At 40.0% G+C, this 14,016-nt stretch carries 14 protein-coding genes; 8 read left to right on the plus strand and 6 right to left on the minus strand.

Annotated features, from left to right (window positions below):
* Positions 1–14: 14 nt before the first annotated feature.
* The 7 genes from dacC (at position 15) to purB (ending at position 6,634) form a co-directional block, all read left to right on the plus strand.
* A complete protein-coding gene (gene dacC, locus IO68_RS17375) occupies positions 15–1,163 on the plus strand; it encodes a D-alanyl-D-alanine carboxypeptidase PBP5/6 (protein ID WP_004880516.1) in 1,149 nt (382 codons plus the stop codon).
* 90 nt (positions 1,164–1,253) lie between these two features.
* Positions 1,254–1,787, plus strand: a complete 534-nt coding sequence (locus tag IO68_RS17380) for a gamma carbonic anhydrase family protein (RefSeq protein WP_023012329.1) — start codon at positions 1,254–1,256, stop codon at positions 1,785–1,787.
* Positions 1,788–1,845: 58 nt separating this feature from the next.
* Positions 1,846–2,730, plus strand: coding sequence for a restriction endonuclease (locus IO68_RS17385; protein ID WP_004880519.1), 885 nt, complete (start codon positions 1,846–1,848; stop codon positions 2,728–2,730).
* Between the two features lie 83 nt (positions 2,731–2,813).
* Positions 2,814–3,302 (plus strand): NUDIX hydrolase, encoded by a 489-nt coding sequence (locus tag IO68_RS17390; protein ID WP_023012330.1) that lies wholly within the window; start codon positions 2,814–2,816, stop codon positions 3,300–3,302.
* Between the two features lie 4 nt (positions 3,303–3,306).
* Positions 3,307–4,440, plus strand: a complete 1,134-nt coding sequence (gene mnmA, locus IO68_RS17395; protein WP_004880521.1) for a tRNA 2-thiouridine(34) synthase MnmA — start codon at positions 3,307–3,309, stop codon at positions 4,438–4,440.
* 18 nt (positions 4,441–4,458) lie between these two features.
* A complete protein-coding gene (gene hflD / locus IO68_RS17400; RefSeq protein ID WP_004880522.1) occupies positions 4,459–5,190 on the plus strand; it encodes a high frequency lysogenization protein HflD in 732 nt (243 codons plus the stop codon).
* Between the two features lie 55 nt (positions 5,191–5,245).
* The gene (gene purB / locus IO68_RS17405; protein ID WP_023012331.1) at positions 5,246–6,634 is read left to right on the plus strand and encodes an adenylosuccinate lyase; all 1,389 of its coding nucleotides are present in this window, start codon (positions 5,246–5,248) and stop codon (positions 6,632–6,634) included.
* 57 nt (positions 6,635–6,691) lie between these two features.
* On the opposite strand, the gene IO68_RS17410 is transcribed toward purB, so the two are convergent.
* Positions 6,692–7,126: a PaaI family thioesterase gene (locus tag IO68_RS17410; protein ID WP_023012332.1), complete on the minus strand. Its 435-nt coding sequence runs from the start codon at positions 7,124–7,126 to the stop codon at positions 6,692–6,694.
* A gap of 264 nt (positions 7,127–7,390) precedes the next feature.
* On the opposite strand from IO68_RS17410, the gene IO68_RS17415 reads away from it, so the two are divergent.
* Positions 7,391–7,855, plus strand: a complete 465-nt coding sequence (locus IO68_RS17415) for a winged helix-turn-helix transcriptional regulator (protein WP_023012333.1) — start codon at positions 7,391–7,393, stop codon at positions 7,853–7,855.
* Positions 7,856–7,906: 51 nt separating this feature from the next.
* On the opposite strand, the gene IO68_RS17420 is transcribed toward IO68_RS17415, so the two are convergent.
* The 5 genes from IO68_RS17420 to IO68_RS17440 form a co-directional block, all read right to left on the minus strand.
* Positions 7,907–9,100 carry a hypothetical protein gene (locus IO68_RS17420; RefSeq protein WP_007483749.1) on the minus strand — a complete coding sequence of 398 codons (1,194 nt, stop codon included), beginning with the start codon at positions 9,098–9,100 and terminating at the stop codon, positions 7,907–7,909.
* A gap of 158 nt (positions 9,101–9,258) precedes the next feature.
* Positions 9,259–10,899: a thiamine pyrophosphate-binding protein gene (locus IO68_RS17425; protein ID WP_023012334.1), complete on the minus strand. Its 1,641-nt coding sequence runs from the start codon at positions 10,897–10,899 to the stop codon at positions 9,259–9,261.
* A gap of 39 nt (positions 10,900–10,938) precedes the next feature.
* A complete protein-coding gene (locus IO68_RS17430) occupies positions 10,939–12,405 on the minus strand; it encodes an aldehyde dehydrogenase (protein WP_023012335.1) in 1,467 nt (488 codons plus the stop codon).
* Positions 12,406–12,416: 11 nt separating this feature from the next.
* Positions 12,417–13,208 (minus strand): aspartate dehydrogenase, encoded by a 792-nt coding sequence (locus IO68_RS17435; protein WP_004880540.1) that lies wholly within the window; start codon positions 13,206–13,208, stop codon positions 12,417–12,419.
* A 9-nt stretch (positions 13,209–13,217) separates the two neighbouring features.
* On the minus strand, positions 13,218–14,012 hold the full coding sequence (locus IO68_RS17440; protein WP_031234625.1) for an SDR family oxidoreductase: 795 nt from the start codon (positions 14,010–14,012) through the stop codon (positions 13,218–13,220).
* Positions 14,013–14,016: the final 4 nt, after the last annotated feature.

Consider the following 14,016-nt stretch of genomic DNA (forward strand, 5'->3'; position numbering starts at 1 on the left):
TGGAACCACTTAGAATGACTCAAAAAAGCGCTCTTGCTGCATTACTACTTTTGCCAAGCTTTTCTTATGCAGCAACTGTCCTATCTGCGCCACCAGAATTAAATAATAAATCCTATGTACTCATGGATTATGAGACTGGTCAGATTCTCGCTGCAAAAAATGAAAATGAAAAACTTGCGCCTGCTTCAATGACTAAAATGATGACAAGCTACATCATTGAACAGAAACTTTTAAAGGGTGAATTAACTGAAGACGAAAAAGTACGCATGAATGAATCTGCGTGGTGTCGTGGTAGCAGTTCAGAATCATGTATGTATGTTCCATTAAACGGCACTGCAACAGTTCTAGAAATGTTACGCGGTATCATTATTCAGTCAGGTAACGATGCGTCTAAAGCAATGGCTGAACACATTGCAGGGAATGAAGGTACTTTTGCTTACATGATGAACCAAGAAGCAAAACGTGTTGGTATGGTGAATACAAACTTCATCAACTCAACAGGTATGCCTGCTGATGGTCATTATTCTACTGCGAAAGATATGGCTGTTCTTGCTCAGCACATTATCAAAGACAGTTCTAAATATTACCCAATTTATTCAGAAAAAGAATTTACCTTTAATGGTATCAAGCAAGGCAACCGTAATGCCCTACTTTACACTGACCCAAGTGTTGATGGCTTAAAAACAGGTCATACAAATGAAGCTGGTTATTGCTTAACAACTTCAAGTAAACGTGGGCCAATGCGTTTGATCTCTGTCATCTTCGGCACACCAAGCATGAATGAGCGCGCAAGCCAAACACGTACTTTACTTGCTTGGGGTTTTGCAAACTTTGAAACTGTTAATGTTCAACCTGCAAACCAAGTACTTGCTAAAGCCAAAGTTTGGTTCGGTAAAGAAGATGAGGTTCAAATTGGCTTAGCTGAGAACTTCAGCGTAACGATGCCTAAAGGTCGAGCGGATAACATTAAAACTCAACTTGTAGTTCAACCTAAATTGAACGCGCCTTTAGCGAAAGGTCAAGTTGTAGGTAAATTAGTTGCAAGCCTTGATGGTAAAGTGATTGCTGAGAAGCCACTTGTCGCTTTAAAACCTGTCGAAGAAGCGGGTTTCTTTGCGCGTATGATTGATCACATCAAAATGTTCTTCAGTAACTTATTCTAATTTTAGAATAGTGAAATCAAGCACTCATGCTATTTAGCTTGGGTGCTTTTTTATTTTATAATTCTTTTAAATCTTCTATCGAATACTGCTATGTCAAACAACATTCGCCCTTATCTAGACCAAAAACCTGATATAGATTCAAGTTGTTACATTGATGATATGTCAGTGGTAATTGGTGATGTAAAACTTGCTGAGAATGTTTCTGTCTGGCCTTTTGCCGTGATTCGCGGTGATGTGAATTCAATTCAGATTGGCAAAAATAGTAATGTACAAGATCATTGTATGTTGCATGTCAGCCATAAAAATCAATCTAAACCAAATGGTTCACCTTTAGTGATTGGTGAGGATGTGACCGTTGGACATCATGTAACCTTACATGGTTGTACGATTGGTAATCGCGTCTTGATCGGCATTAATACTGTGATTTTAGATGATGTGATTATTGAAGATGATGTAATGATTGGTGCTGGTAGTCTTGTGCCACCACGTAAAGTTTTAAAAAGTGGTTATCTCTATGTTGGTAGTCCAGTACAACAAGTTCGTGCACTGACTGAAAAAGAAATGGCGTTCCTTCCTTATTCGGCGCAGAATTATGTGAAAGTGAAGGATAATTATAAAAAATAATAAAATTTAAAAATATATTATCACTTTATCTAGTTAGTTTTTTATGGGGGTTAGATAGATGGCAAGAAAAAGAATGAGTAATCAAGTACCTAGCTTTGATGAGCTTATTATTCCTACGGTAAAAGCCCTAGTCGAACTAGGCGGTTCTGGTAGTAATGAAGAAATCAATACTAAAGTTTATGAGTTACATAATATTAGCGATGAGATAATCAATATTCCTCATGGCGAAAATGGTACTGTTAGTGAAGTAGATTATCGACTAGCATGGAGCAAAACTTATTTAAAAAAATTTGGGTTATTAGAAAACTCTTCCCGTGGTATCTGGTCATTAATTAATACAGCAGTGGATATTTCGACTCTGGACTCTTTTGAAATTGTTAAATATGTACGGGAACAAGATAAAAATAATAAGCAAAATAAAAAATTGAGTAAATCATCAGAGGACTTGATACAAGAAACAAAAAATGAAGTTGATTATTCCGAAGAGTGGAAAGAACAACTTCTTAATATTTTATACAATATCTCTCCTGCAGCTTTTGAAAGGTTAGCTCAACGAATTCTAAGAGAAAGTGGCTTTTCGCAAGTTGAGGTCACAGGAAAAGTCGGTGATGGTGGAATTGATGGAAAAGGTATAGTAAGAGTCAGTGGACTCTTAAGTTTTCATGTGATTTTTCAATGCAAAAGATATAAAGGTTCTGTATCACCAAGCCAAATAAGAGATTTTAGAGGAGCTATGCAAGGAAGAGCAGATAAAGGCTTGTTTATTACTACAGGTAATTTCACTAGAGATGCTTTAAAAGAGGCAACTAGAGATGGTGCTCCACCAATAGACTTGATAGATGGTGAACTCTTGTGTGAAAAACTTAAAGAACTCAAGTTAGGAATCACAACTCAATTGATTGAACAAGTTGAAATTAAAACAGAATGGTTTGACAAATTGTAGATGAAAATTTGTAAATCAATATCGACATAGCCAAAAACTCTCAAATTTTGTAGAATACGTTTTTTAAAACCATGGTGCTTTCTATGACCGCTTGGACACCTCATGTCACAGTTGCCACTGTTGTCGAAAAAGACGGACGTTTTTTGTTTGTTGAAGAACACAGCGAAGGCTTTGTACATACTGTGTTTAATCAACCTGCTGGTCATGTCGAATGTGGTGAAACCATTATTGAAGCAGCGATCCGTGAGACCTTAGAAGAAACAGGTCATCATGTTGAAATAGATCATTTGCTTGGAATCTATACTTATACCCCACCAATGTTCCCAGATCGTACTTATTATCGTTTTTGTTTTTTAGCACATGTCGCATCAGTTGAAGAAAATGCGCAACTGGATACAGGCATTATCGGTGCGGTTTGGATGAATTTGGAAGAACTGCAAGAATCTGCTCGTGCGCGCAGTCCATTGGTTTTAAAAGCTATTGAAGATGCCCAAGCTGGCAAAAAATATCCTTTATCGCTTATTTATGAGCACCCTTTCTCTCCCTCACTCACTTCTCATTTGGATGCTTAATTAGATGCAACAACGTGTCATCGTCGGTATGTCTGGTGGTGTAGATTCTTCTGTTTCTGCAGCGCTATTACTTCAACAAGGATATCAAGTTGAAGGTCTTTTCATGAAAAACTGGGAAGAAGATGATGGAACGGAATATTGCACAGCACTCGAAGATTTAGCGGATGCTCAAGCCGTTGCAGATAAAATCGGCATTAAGTTACATACCGCCAACTTTGCAATGGAATACTGGGATCGTGTCTTTGAACACTTCTTGGCTGAATACGCAGCAGGTCGTACACCAAACCCAGATATTCTCTGTAATAAAGAAATTAAATTCCGTGCGTTCCTCGACCATGCCATGACTTTAGGTGCAGATTTTATTGCAACAGGTCACTATGCACGACGCGGTGAAAGCACACAAAACTCTCGTGGTGAAACCTACGCACCATTGTTACGTGGTGTGGATAATAATAAAGACCAAACTTATTTCTTACATGCAGTGCATGGTCGTGAAATTAACAAGACCCTATTCCCTGTTGGTGAAATTGAAAAACCAGAAGTTCGCCGCATTGCAGAAGAACTTGATTTAGCTACAGCGAAAAAGAAAGACTCGACTGGAATCTGCTTTATTGGTGAACGTCGCTTTACTGATTTTCTTAAACAATATCTCCCTGCGCAAGCTGGAAAAATTGTTTTAGAGTCAGGTAAAGAAGTTGGTGAACACCATGGCTTAATGTACTATACGCTCGGTCAACGTGGTGGTATTGGTATTGGTGGTATGAAAGGTGTACAAGAAGGTGCATGGTTCGTATTACATAAAGATATTGCAAATAACCGACTGGTGATTGGTCAAGGTCATGAACATCCATTGATGCAAAGTACGCAACTTTGGAGCGAGTCGATTGATTGGGTTGCAGGCGAACAGGATATTCCAAGTACAGGTTTCCGATGTACAGCTAAAACTCGTTATCGTCAGCCTGATCAAGCGTGTACAATTTACCGTGATGAACATAGTGAAACTGGAATTCGCGTGGAATTCGATGAACCACAACGTGCCGTTACTCCTGGGCAAAGTGTGGTGTTTTATTCAGGAGAGGTTTGCTTAGGCGGCGGTGTTATTCACCATACCAATGCACCTCAACCAGATTTTATTTAAGGAAATTGGAAGCGAAGCATGGCGGAGTTACCCTTTCAGCACACTCAAGCGTTGAATGTTAGACAAAACCGTGCTTTGGCATTGGCAGCAGTCTTTCAAGCAACTCAACTGACGCATATGACTGCAATGGCAGGTCAGCAAAGTATTGGTGATAGTGGTAATTTTTATTGTGAACTGCTGATCAAAGCAAGTTTAAATATCCGCCCAGCAAGTAACAATGCTACTCAGACGCTAGACTTCTTTAATCAACTTGCAGATATTTCACTTGGTCTAAAAACATTAGAAGGTTGTATTACTCAACCGTTTAATAGCGCACCAAAATCAAGAGTACCCAAACTTTCTACTGCCAAGCTACCGATGTCTTATGCAATGGCTTTGCTACAGCTTGAAAAGAAAGTGTATAGCAATCCTGAATACGTCAAAATCATCGAAACAGCGCAACAAAAAATTTTAAAGCAGTTGTCCTTTTTCGATAACAACTATTTACACCCAAGTATTATTGCCAATCTGGCACAAACTTACGTTGAAACAGCTGGTCAAATCAATCCACGAATTTTAGTGCGTGGTAATGCCGAAGCATTCAAAGATATTAATCATACCAACCGAATCCGTGCCTGCTTATTTACAGGTCTACAGCTTGCTCATCTTTGGAGACAACTTGGTGGCAGCTCATGGAGTATGATTTTTAGTAAACGTAAGCTTTTACAAGATATTCAAGCTCTCGCTCGTTTGCAGTATCAGGTGGTATAAACCGATGCTAAAACGAATTTATTTTTTATGTTTATTCCAAAATTAAGGAATCTGTATGAATGCTTTAACCGCACTCTCACCACTTGATGGACGTTATGCAAGCAAATGTGATGCGCTACGTCCTTTTTTGTCTGAGTTTGGTTTAATCCACGCTCGTGTCACTGTTGAAGTGCGTTGGTTACAAGCACTTGCAAATCGTGCAGAAATCATCGAAGTTCCAGCTTTTTCTGCTGAAACAAATGCCGCATTAGATGCAATCGTAGCAAACTTCTCAGAAGAAGATGCGAATCGCATTAAAGAAATCGAACGTACCACAAACCATGATGTAAAAGCTGTTGAGTATTTCCTTAAAGAAAAAATTGCCAACATCGATGAATTAAAAAATGCAGGTGAATTCATTCACTTTGCATGTACGTCTGAAGACATCAACAACTTGTCTCATGCGCTCATGCTTAAAAATGGTCGTGAAGTTCTAGTTACAAGCATGAAGCAAATTTTGAATGCAATTTCTGCTCTAGCAACAACTCATGCTGAACAACCAATGTTGTCTCGTACTCATGGTCAAACTGCTAGCCCAACTACGTTGGGTAAAGAAATGGCTAACGTTGCTTATCGTTTAGCGCGCCAAATCAAGCAATTCGAAAATGTAGAATTACTTGGTAAAATCAATGGTGCTGTAGGTAACTATAATGCTCACCTTTCTGCTTACCCTGAAATTGATTGGGCTGCACATGCTCAAGCATTTGTTGAATCTTTAGGTTTAGCATTCAACCCATATACAACTCAAATTGAGCCACACGATTACATGGCTGAATTGTTTGATGCATTGCGTCGTTATAACACGATCTTGATCGACTTTAACCGTGATGTTTGGGGCTATATTTCACTGGGTTACTTCAAGCAAAAATTAAAAGACGGTGAAGTTGGTTCTTCAACGATGCCTCATAAAGTAAACCCTATCGACTTCGAAAACTCAGAAGGTAACTTGGGTATTGCCAATGCTGTACTAGGTCACTTAGGTGAAAAACTTCCAGTTTCTCGTTGGCAGCGTGACTTAACTGACTCAACTGTTCTTCGTAACATGGGCGTTGGTTTTGCACAAAGCTTGATTGCTTTTGATGCTTGCTTAAAAGGGATCGGTAAACTTGAACTCAATGCGAACCGTTTAAATGAAGATTTAGACCAAGCACAAGAAGTTCTTGCTGAACCGATTCAAACAGTAATGCGCCGTTATAATGTTGAAAAACCATACGAAAAATTAAAAGCCCTTACTCGTGGTCAAGCAATGACACGCGACATGATGGTGAACTTCGTAAATGGCGATGAATTATTACAGGTTCCTGCTGAGGAACGTGCTCGTTTAGCTGAGCTTAAGCCTGCGACATATACAGGTAATGCTGCTGAACAAGCAAAACAAATTAATGATTTGATCAACAAAATCTAAATAGTATTCGATAAAAAAGCAAAGCTTCGGCTTTGCTTTTTTATATTTAAAAATAAATTAACGGCGAATAATCATGTTGGTTGCCGTTGCATGTGCATAAAGCTTTGCCTCTTCATCACGAATATAACCTTCAGAGATCACTAAGTTACGTCCCGCATTAATCACTTTTCCTTCTGCAATTAACTGCTTATTAAATGGCAACGGACGACACATTTTCACATTCAGATCTGTTGTGCCATACCCTTCCCCAGCAGCAAGAACGGTATGTGTTGCACAACCTGTCACAGAATCCAAAACCGTTGCAGCAAATCCTCCATGCACGCCACCTAACGGATTGGTATGTCTTTCATCTGCAATTGCGCTAAATACGATGCGTCCATGTTCTACTTCTAGTGGCTTCATAGGCATTGTTTTTGCGATCCCCGGCTCAGGAACTAAGCCTTGAGCAAACGCTTGCATTATTTCCAAACCAGTCATTTCTAATGGATTCATTAATAGTTCCTCAATTCCTTAGATTAGGGCAGAATTTCCCCATTCAACAAATGCTTAGCAGTTACGTTGTCAGAGCTAAGCCTTTCAGCACAATTTAGATCACACTCACAAATGTAGCAGATATATTTAAGTTCTTTTTTAGAACTTATTATTCATACCATAACTATGCTAAGATGAATTGTCAACGTGATGATGTATTTACACGTAAGACTTCGCAAACTTAGCAATATCTTTTGTCTAAGGTGATATCAGTAGAGGTAAAACATGAAATGGCATGAATTGGGTGAAATGAGTTGTCCAATTGCTAGAAGCTTATCTATTTTTGGTGATCGATGGACACTTTTGATTATCCGTAATGCTTTTTTAAGAACACGCCGTTTTGACGATTTTCAGAAACAACTGGGTATTACTCGTCACTTACTCACTGAACGTTTAAATAGACTTGTAGATAATAAAATTTTTGAAAAAGTGCTATATCAAGAAGCACCTAAACGATATGAATATAAGCTAACTGAAAAAGGCTTGGCTTTATACCCGATTATCATGGCAGTCACAACTTGGGGCAATTACTGGCATAACGAAGATAATAAATATCCCATTTTAGAATACATACACAAAGAGTGTGGGCATAAAACGAAAGCGCTGATAAGCTGTGAATACTGTCACCAAGAGTTAACAGCAAAAAATATATCGCCTTATTATGACAATATCAGCCAAACTGCAGAATAGTAAATCAGAGATGAAGAGCAGCACATAGCCCTCTTCATCTCCTATTTTCAATTAAAAACTAAAGCCAATATTCAAATTAATTCGATATAACCATTTATCACTATTCGGCGATACCGTAGACGTAAACCCAGTGGCATTAGTAGCTCCGCCAATAATATTGGAGTTTTTACCCCACGTATAATCTGCCCAAACCATAAATGGTGACGCAATAAACATCATACCTGTTGTATTCATTTGTGAATCTGACCAATCATCGCGTTTTTTATCTAAGTAACTATAATCATTATAGAAACGAATCGCTTTTAATTTACCCATATCTTGCACAGGTAAGGTATAAGCAAGGTTCAGACTGGCAACTGTTCCTTCAGATGCAATGAAATAAGCAGGTGTTAAACCATTTGCACCCATCAGTGTCATATCATCATTTACCCCATCAGGGTTTTTCGCATCGTATTGATAATGAATCACTGAGCTTTGTAAATTAAATCGTTTGTAGTTGTTATCGGTATGCAATCCAACTGCATAATATTTGCCGTTTTTATCGGTCGTCTTATTATGTAGTTGAGCAATTGCACCTGAAACACCAAACTCTTGCTTACCAAAATCCGTTTCCAATTTTCGGACAATACGTGTGTTAAGTTGGTGACGCTTTTCATTTTGATAAGCACTTTGGGTTGGAAATGCATTCTCAGATAAATCATCATAAGTCGCGCTTTCAGGTGAATATCGCAAATTGGTTGAAAGCATCTCTGGATAATAGCCTAGCTTGAGATCCCAATCTTTATTGTGAAAATTCCAATTTATACCTGGCGCGATATTGTTGCCATAACCGAGGAAAAATGGAATATGGTAAGTCCATCCATTTTGCGGATAAGGATAAATTGCAAATGGTTTGTAGACAAAACCTGCTTCAATGTTATTGTTTTCATTCAGGTTATATCCAACATAGGCTTTTTCAATTGATCGTTTCTCTTGATCTTGAAAAAGATAACTGGCATTGAAATAGGCATCATCAAATTTACCTTTTAGATCAACCCTAAAAATATCAAAATGGAGTTTCCCAAAACCACCATTCTCACCTTCCCAGTTTTCATAACGCTGGTTAAGTCGAACTACCCCACCTAACTGAACAGAATCTGTTCCGTCTTCACTTTTCCACTGTAATGCTGAGCTCTGTGCAAATACATTAGACATCCCACCTAAATAAACTGCGCCTAGCATCACAACCATAGCTGTCTTTTTCATTTCATATTCCTTCGGTTTTTTACCAACAATCCTATTGGTTTGGTTTTTGTTTTACCTATAAAACATAGTTTTTATTGTTTTTTAGGCAAAAATTTTTTACCTGCTGTAATTTAATGGACATTCGGCTTCATCGCCCAATGACCGAATGCCCAAACTGGTTAATACAATTTCTTCTGCGGTGGTCCTGCAAAATTAAGTGGCCCAATCGAATTCATATCGAGTTCAATCACTGTTGGTCCTTGGAAATCAATTGCCTCTTGAATTGCTGTTTTGAATTCATCAGCACTGCCAACTTTCCAGCTTTTCACGCCCATTGCATCACCTAAAACTTTGTAATCTGGTGTATGCAATTCATTGAAGTACTGACGACCACCGAAGTAATTGTTTTGAATACCTCTCATTACCCCATAACCACCATCATTCATGATCATGAGTACCATATTGGTATTCTCTTGAGCCATGGTAGCAATCTCTCCGATCCCCAACATCAAGCCACCATCACCAACTAAACCGATCACTTTTTTATCAGGATTGGCAATTGAGGCACCAATTGCAGTCGCTAAACCAAGACCAATTGCGCCTGCCAATGAATGAATATTTTGATTTGGTGCTTGTACTGGGAATAATCGACTGCCCCATGTACTACCTGACATCGTAATATCACGGACAAAAATTCCATCTTGTGGCAAAGCTGCACGGAGGTGATCACAGATCAATGCATATTGATCAAGCTGTGTACGTAATGCATTGATTGCTGCCTGTTTCGCGGCAACAACAGCTGCATCATATTCAGTATCTACTTTAGATACGTTGGCTAAGCCTGTGAGAATACGTTGCAATACATCTTTTGCATCACCACAAATAAAATTACGAATTTTGTAATTACGTTGTTGTGCAACAGGGTTGGCATCGATTTGAATAATATTTTCAGGGAACTGCACTGAATAGGTTTTGGTTTCATTACTACGTAAACGAGAACCCACAACAACCAATAAATCTGCATCTTTTAAAAGTTGCTCAACGCCTGTTGAGTTATGAAATGCACCTAAGCTACGGGGATGCTCATCTGCCAATACACCGCGTGCATGGGTTGAAGACACTACTGGAATACCAAGATCAGCAATTGCTTTAACTTCATCAACACTATTGAGCGTACCACCTCCGATCCAAAAAATTGGACGTTTGGCTTTCTTGATTTCATCAATGATCAAATCAACTTCGGTCTGATCAGCTTGAGGCAATTCAAGTGCTTTGACTGGTCCTAAATTCAACGGTAAATCAATTTCAGCGGCTTGAACATCAATCGGTAGCTCAACACTAACTGGCCCCATTGGCACAGTAGTCGCGACACGAATCGCTTCACGAATTACGCCGACCGCATTGTCAGGGCTAGTAATACGAAAAGCAGCTTTGCTTGATGCACGTAAGAAAGTCAGTTGATCTTTAGTTTCGTGGATGAAACTTGCATCACGATCCAAATATTCACGTTCAACTTGACCTGTTAAATGCAAAACTGGACTGCCTGCATTCATCGCTTCAATTAATGAACCCACCGCATTTCCTGCACCTGCACCTGTACTGGTGAGGGCCACACCGAGTCCTTTAAAACGTGAGTGACCATCTGCCATCGTCACCGCACCAGCTTCGCCACGCGCTGCGACAAAGCGAATTTTCTCACGGCGACCTACGGCATCAGCTATTGGTAAATTGTGAATTGAAATAACGCCGTAGATACTATCAACTTGGTGCGCCTCTAAAACACGAGCGATTGCTTCGCCTACATTTACACGTTCTGTCATTACTATATTCCTCTAAAACTTGTTCTTTCCATGAATTTATTAATCGCACCAAGGATTTGGCTGTTCGCTTAATCCCATATAAATGCTTTTTTGTTGCATATACGCCAAGATGCCCAAACGACCTTTTTCCCGTCCAATTCCACTTTCTTTGAAACCACCAAATGGTGCTGAGATTGAGAATTTTTTGTAGGTATTGATCCAAACTGTTCCCACTTCTAAAGCACGTGCTAGTTGCCACGCTTTGCGATAGTTTTCCGTCCAAATCCCTGCGGCCAAGCCAAAACAACTGTCATTGGCTTGGGCAATTAAATCTGCCTCATCGTCATATTTCATGACCACCAACACAGGGCCAAAAATTTCTTCCTGACAGGTTTGAGCTGAGTTATTTAGACCTGTGATAATGGTCGGTAAATAGAAGCTACCTTTTGCTAAATCACCTTCAGTCAATGCCTCACCGCCGACAAGAACCTGACCGCCTTCTTTTTTGGCCAATTGAACATAAGCATCAACAGAAGCTAAATGTTTAGGATTGATCAACGAACCCAAATGCATCCCTGCTGTTTCAGGGTGTCCAACACGTAAACCCTTGGTGATTTCAACCAGACGATTTAAGAATTGATCATAAATACTGTGATGAACAAATAAACGAGACCCAGCAATACATGCCTGTCCTGCTGAACTAAAAATACCATAAGCCACACCTTTTGCTGCAAGCTCAATATCGGCATCTTGCATCACGATTGTTGGCGATTTCCCACCAAGTTCTAAAGATGTAGTGATTAGCTTATCTGCTGCGATGTGTGCTAAATGACGCCCCGTACTCGTTCCACCCGTAAATGAAATTTTTCGTACCAAAGGATGCTTTACGATTGCATCACCAATAACTGAGCCACGACCAACCAACACACTCAATAAACCTTTAGGTAAACCTGCTTCTTCAAAAATTTTGGCAAGTTCTAAAGCGATCAAAGACGTCACTTCTGCTGGTTTAAGCACTACAGCGTTACCACCTGCTAATGCAGGTGCTAACTTTTGCACTTCACTGGCAATCGGTGAATTCCACGGGGTAATTGCAGCCACTACACCTACAGGTTCATGCACACTCATGGTCATAAAATCTGGAGCACGTTGTGTGGTCAACTCATCATTTAAGGTTTCACACGCTGCTGCGACATAACGCGCTGTTGCAGCCGCACTCAAGGTTAAGGCACGCGTCTCAGCCAGTGGCTTACCATTGTCACGCGTTTGAAGTCGAGAAAGCTCGTCTACTCGCGCTTCAATAATGTCAGCCACTTTATATAAAATACGTGCGCGCTCGTGTGGCATACTATTGCGCCATGAAGACTGTCGCCAAGCAAGATCCGCTTTTTCTACCGCTTCATTGACATCATCCAAACTCGCCGTTGAAATCTCAGCATTCACAGATTGATCTGCTGGAAACAGACTTTGAATCGTGTCACCTCGACCTAATCGCCATTCACCAGCGATATAAATTTCCTTTACCATGATCAAATCCTTTAAATCTGAATTGCTTCAACACTATTTCGACATGCACGAATTACACTTAGTGCAGCCAATGTCGAGGTTTTCGGGTTACTTGCCAAAGGCACACCCACCAGTTCAATCGTCATTTCACCGAACAAACCTTCTGCCACGATGGTGTGTTTGTTCTTATTAATCGTTGGATCGACAGTTAGCTCGACCAAGGTTTGATCCATTCCCAAACCAGCTAAAGCAATCGTTGCCGCAACATTGGCATTTGCTGGAAATTTAAGTGCTGCCTCTCTTGCTGTTCCACGAAAGAACACCGTTGCTTCACTCACCAGATCAAGATCAACCAACTGTTCTGCGTAGCTTCCACGCCAACTGTTTGGACTTTTACAACCCTTATAAGTCACCTTTTCCAAGCCACCTTCTTTGGCAGCTGAAATACCATCAATACCCGCAATTGCACCTGCTAAAAGATGTAAATGGGCATCATGTTGCTCAGCGGTATTTTTTAACTGAATCAAAAACTCGTTATCAGCCAAAGTCCCAACTGAGATCAACCCAATAGTCCAGCCTTTTTCCAATACCTTTTGTGCATGCTCTTTCACCGCAGCTTGACCAGCAACTTCAATAACGTAATCAGGTGTGCCCTGACATTCATCAATTGAACTAATCACTTGCACTTCGGGAGCAACTTGTGCCTGAACTTTTTCAACACTCCGTGCTGGCACTACAATCCATTTAAGTTGTAAGTCTTGCGGCATATGGGCATACACTTCTGCTGCCATTGCGCCAAAACCAATCATCATCAACTGTTTCATGTGCACACCTTATACATGCTTATTGAATCCGCCAGAAACATCTAGGGTTGAACCTGTGGTATAGGATGCTAAAGGCGATGCGAGAAAGACCAAGGCACGAGCTGGTTCTTCTGGCTTGCCTAAACGATGCATCGGAATACCACGATTTTTTGCAATATTGCCTGTCCATTGTTCCCATGACAGATTTGGATCTGAACGCGTTTCAAAACGGCGTTTCCACTGCGCTGACTCGACCATACCCAGTAGAATTGAGTTCACACGGATGCCATATTGAGTAAATTCATGTGCCAGTGAATGCGTTAAATTTAATAACGCCGCACGTGCAGATGACGTTGCGATCATGTGAGGCTCAGGTTGCAATGCCAACAATGAATTGACATTAGTGATTGAGCCACATGCTGAATCTTTTAAATCATTTAAAAATGCGCGAACTGGATGCAATACACTGAAATATTTAAGTTCGATTTCTTTCATCCAATCTTCGTCTTGAGTATTTTCAAAATTCGACACACGACCTTGACCTGCGTTATTGATCAACATGTCGACATTGCCCAAATTTTGCTTCACATCATGCGCAAATCGTTTTACATCTTCTTTGTCCAAAACGTTGCAGATACTGGTGTAAATATTGGCATGTGGATATTTTTCTAAAATATAAAGCTTCGATGATGCTAACCGCGCTTCATCTCGACCACACCATGCCACCTTTGCGCCTTCTGCAACTAAAATTTCTACAGCAGCCAAACCAATGCCTGACGAGCCACCTGTTACAACTGCTACTTTTCCTTCAACTTGGAAGCTCATATCC

It is taken from the genome of Acinetobacter sp. COS3 (assembly GCF_000475335.1).
GTDB classification, from domain to species: Bacteria; Pseudomonadota; Gammaproteobacteria; order Pseudomonadales; family Moraxellaceae; genus Acinetobacter; species Acinetobacter venetianus.

Coding starts and splice junctions, on each gene's coding strand:
- IO68_RS17410 (WP_023012332.1), bottom strand. CDS start 7,126: ATGAATCCATTAGAAATGACTGGTTTGGAAATAATGCAAGCGTTTGCT.
- IO68_RS17415 (WP_023012333.1), top strand. CDS start 7,391: ATGAAATGGCATGAATTGGGTGAAATGAGTTGTCCAATTGCTAGAAGC.
- IO68_RS17425 (WP_023012334.1), bottom strand. CDS start 10,899: ATGACAGAACGTGTAAATGTAGGCGAAGCAATCGCTCGTGTTTTAGAG.
- mnmA (WP_004880521.1), top strand. CDS start 3,307: ATGCAACAACGTGTCATCGTCGGTATGTCTGGTGGTGTAGATTCTTCT.
- hflD (WP_004880522.1), top strand. CDS start 4,459: ATGGCGGAGTTACCCTTTCAGCACACTCAAGCGTTGAATGTTAGACAA.
- IO68_RS17380 (WP_023012329.1), top strand. CDS start 1,254: ATGTCAAACAACATTCGCCCTTATCTAGACCAAAAACCTGATATAGAT.
- IO68_RS17385 (WP_004880519.1), top strand. CDS start 1,846: ATGGCAAGAAAAAGAATGAGTAATCAAGTACCTAGCTTTGATGAGCTT.
- purB (WP_023012331.1), top strand. CDS start 5,246: ATGAATGCTTTAACCGCACTCTCACCACTTGATGGACGTTATGCAAGC.
- IO68_RS17440 (WP_031234625.1), bottom strand. CDS start 14,012: ATGAGCTTCCAAGTTGAAGGAAAAGTAGCAGTTGTAACAGGTGGCTCG.
- IO68_RS17430 (WP_023012335.1), bottom strand. CDS start 12,405: ATGGTAAAGGAAATTTATATCGCTGGTGAATGGCGATTAGGTCGAGGT.
- IO68_RS17390 (WP_023012330.1), top strand. CDS start 2,814: ATGACCGCTTGGACACCTCATGTCACAGTTGCCACTGTTGTCGAAAAA.
- IO68_RS17420 (WP_007483749.1), bottom strand. CDS start 9,100: ATGAAAAAGACAGCTATGGTTGTGATGCTAGGCGCAGTTTATTTAGGT.
- IO68_RS17435 (WP_004880540.1), bottom strand. CDS start 13,208: ATGAAACAGTTGATGATGATTGGTTTTGGCGCAATGGCAGCAGAAGTG.
- dacC (WP_004880516.1), top strand. CDS start 15: ATGACTCAAAAAAGCGCTCTTGCTGCATTACTACTTTTGCCAAGCTTT.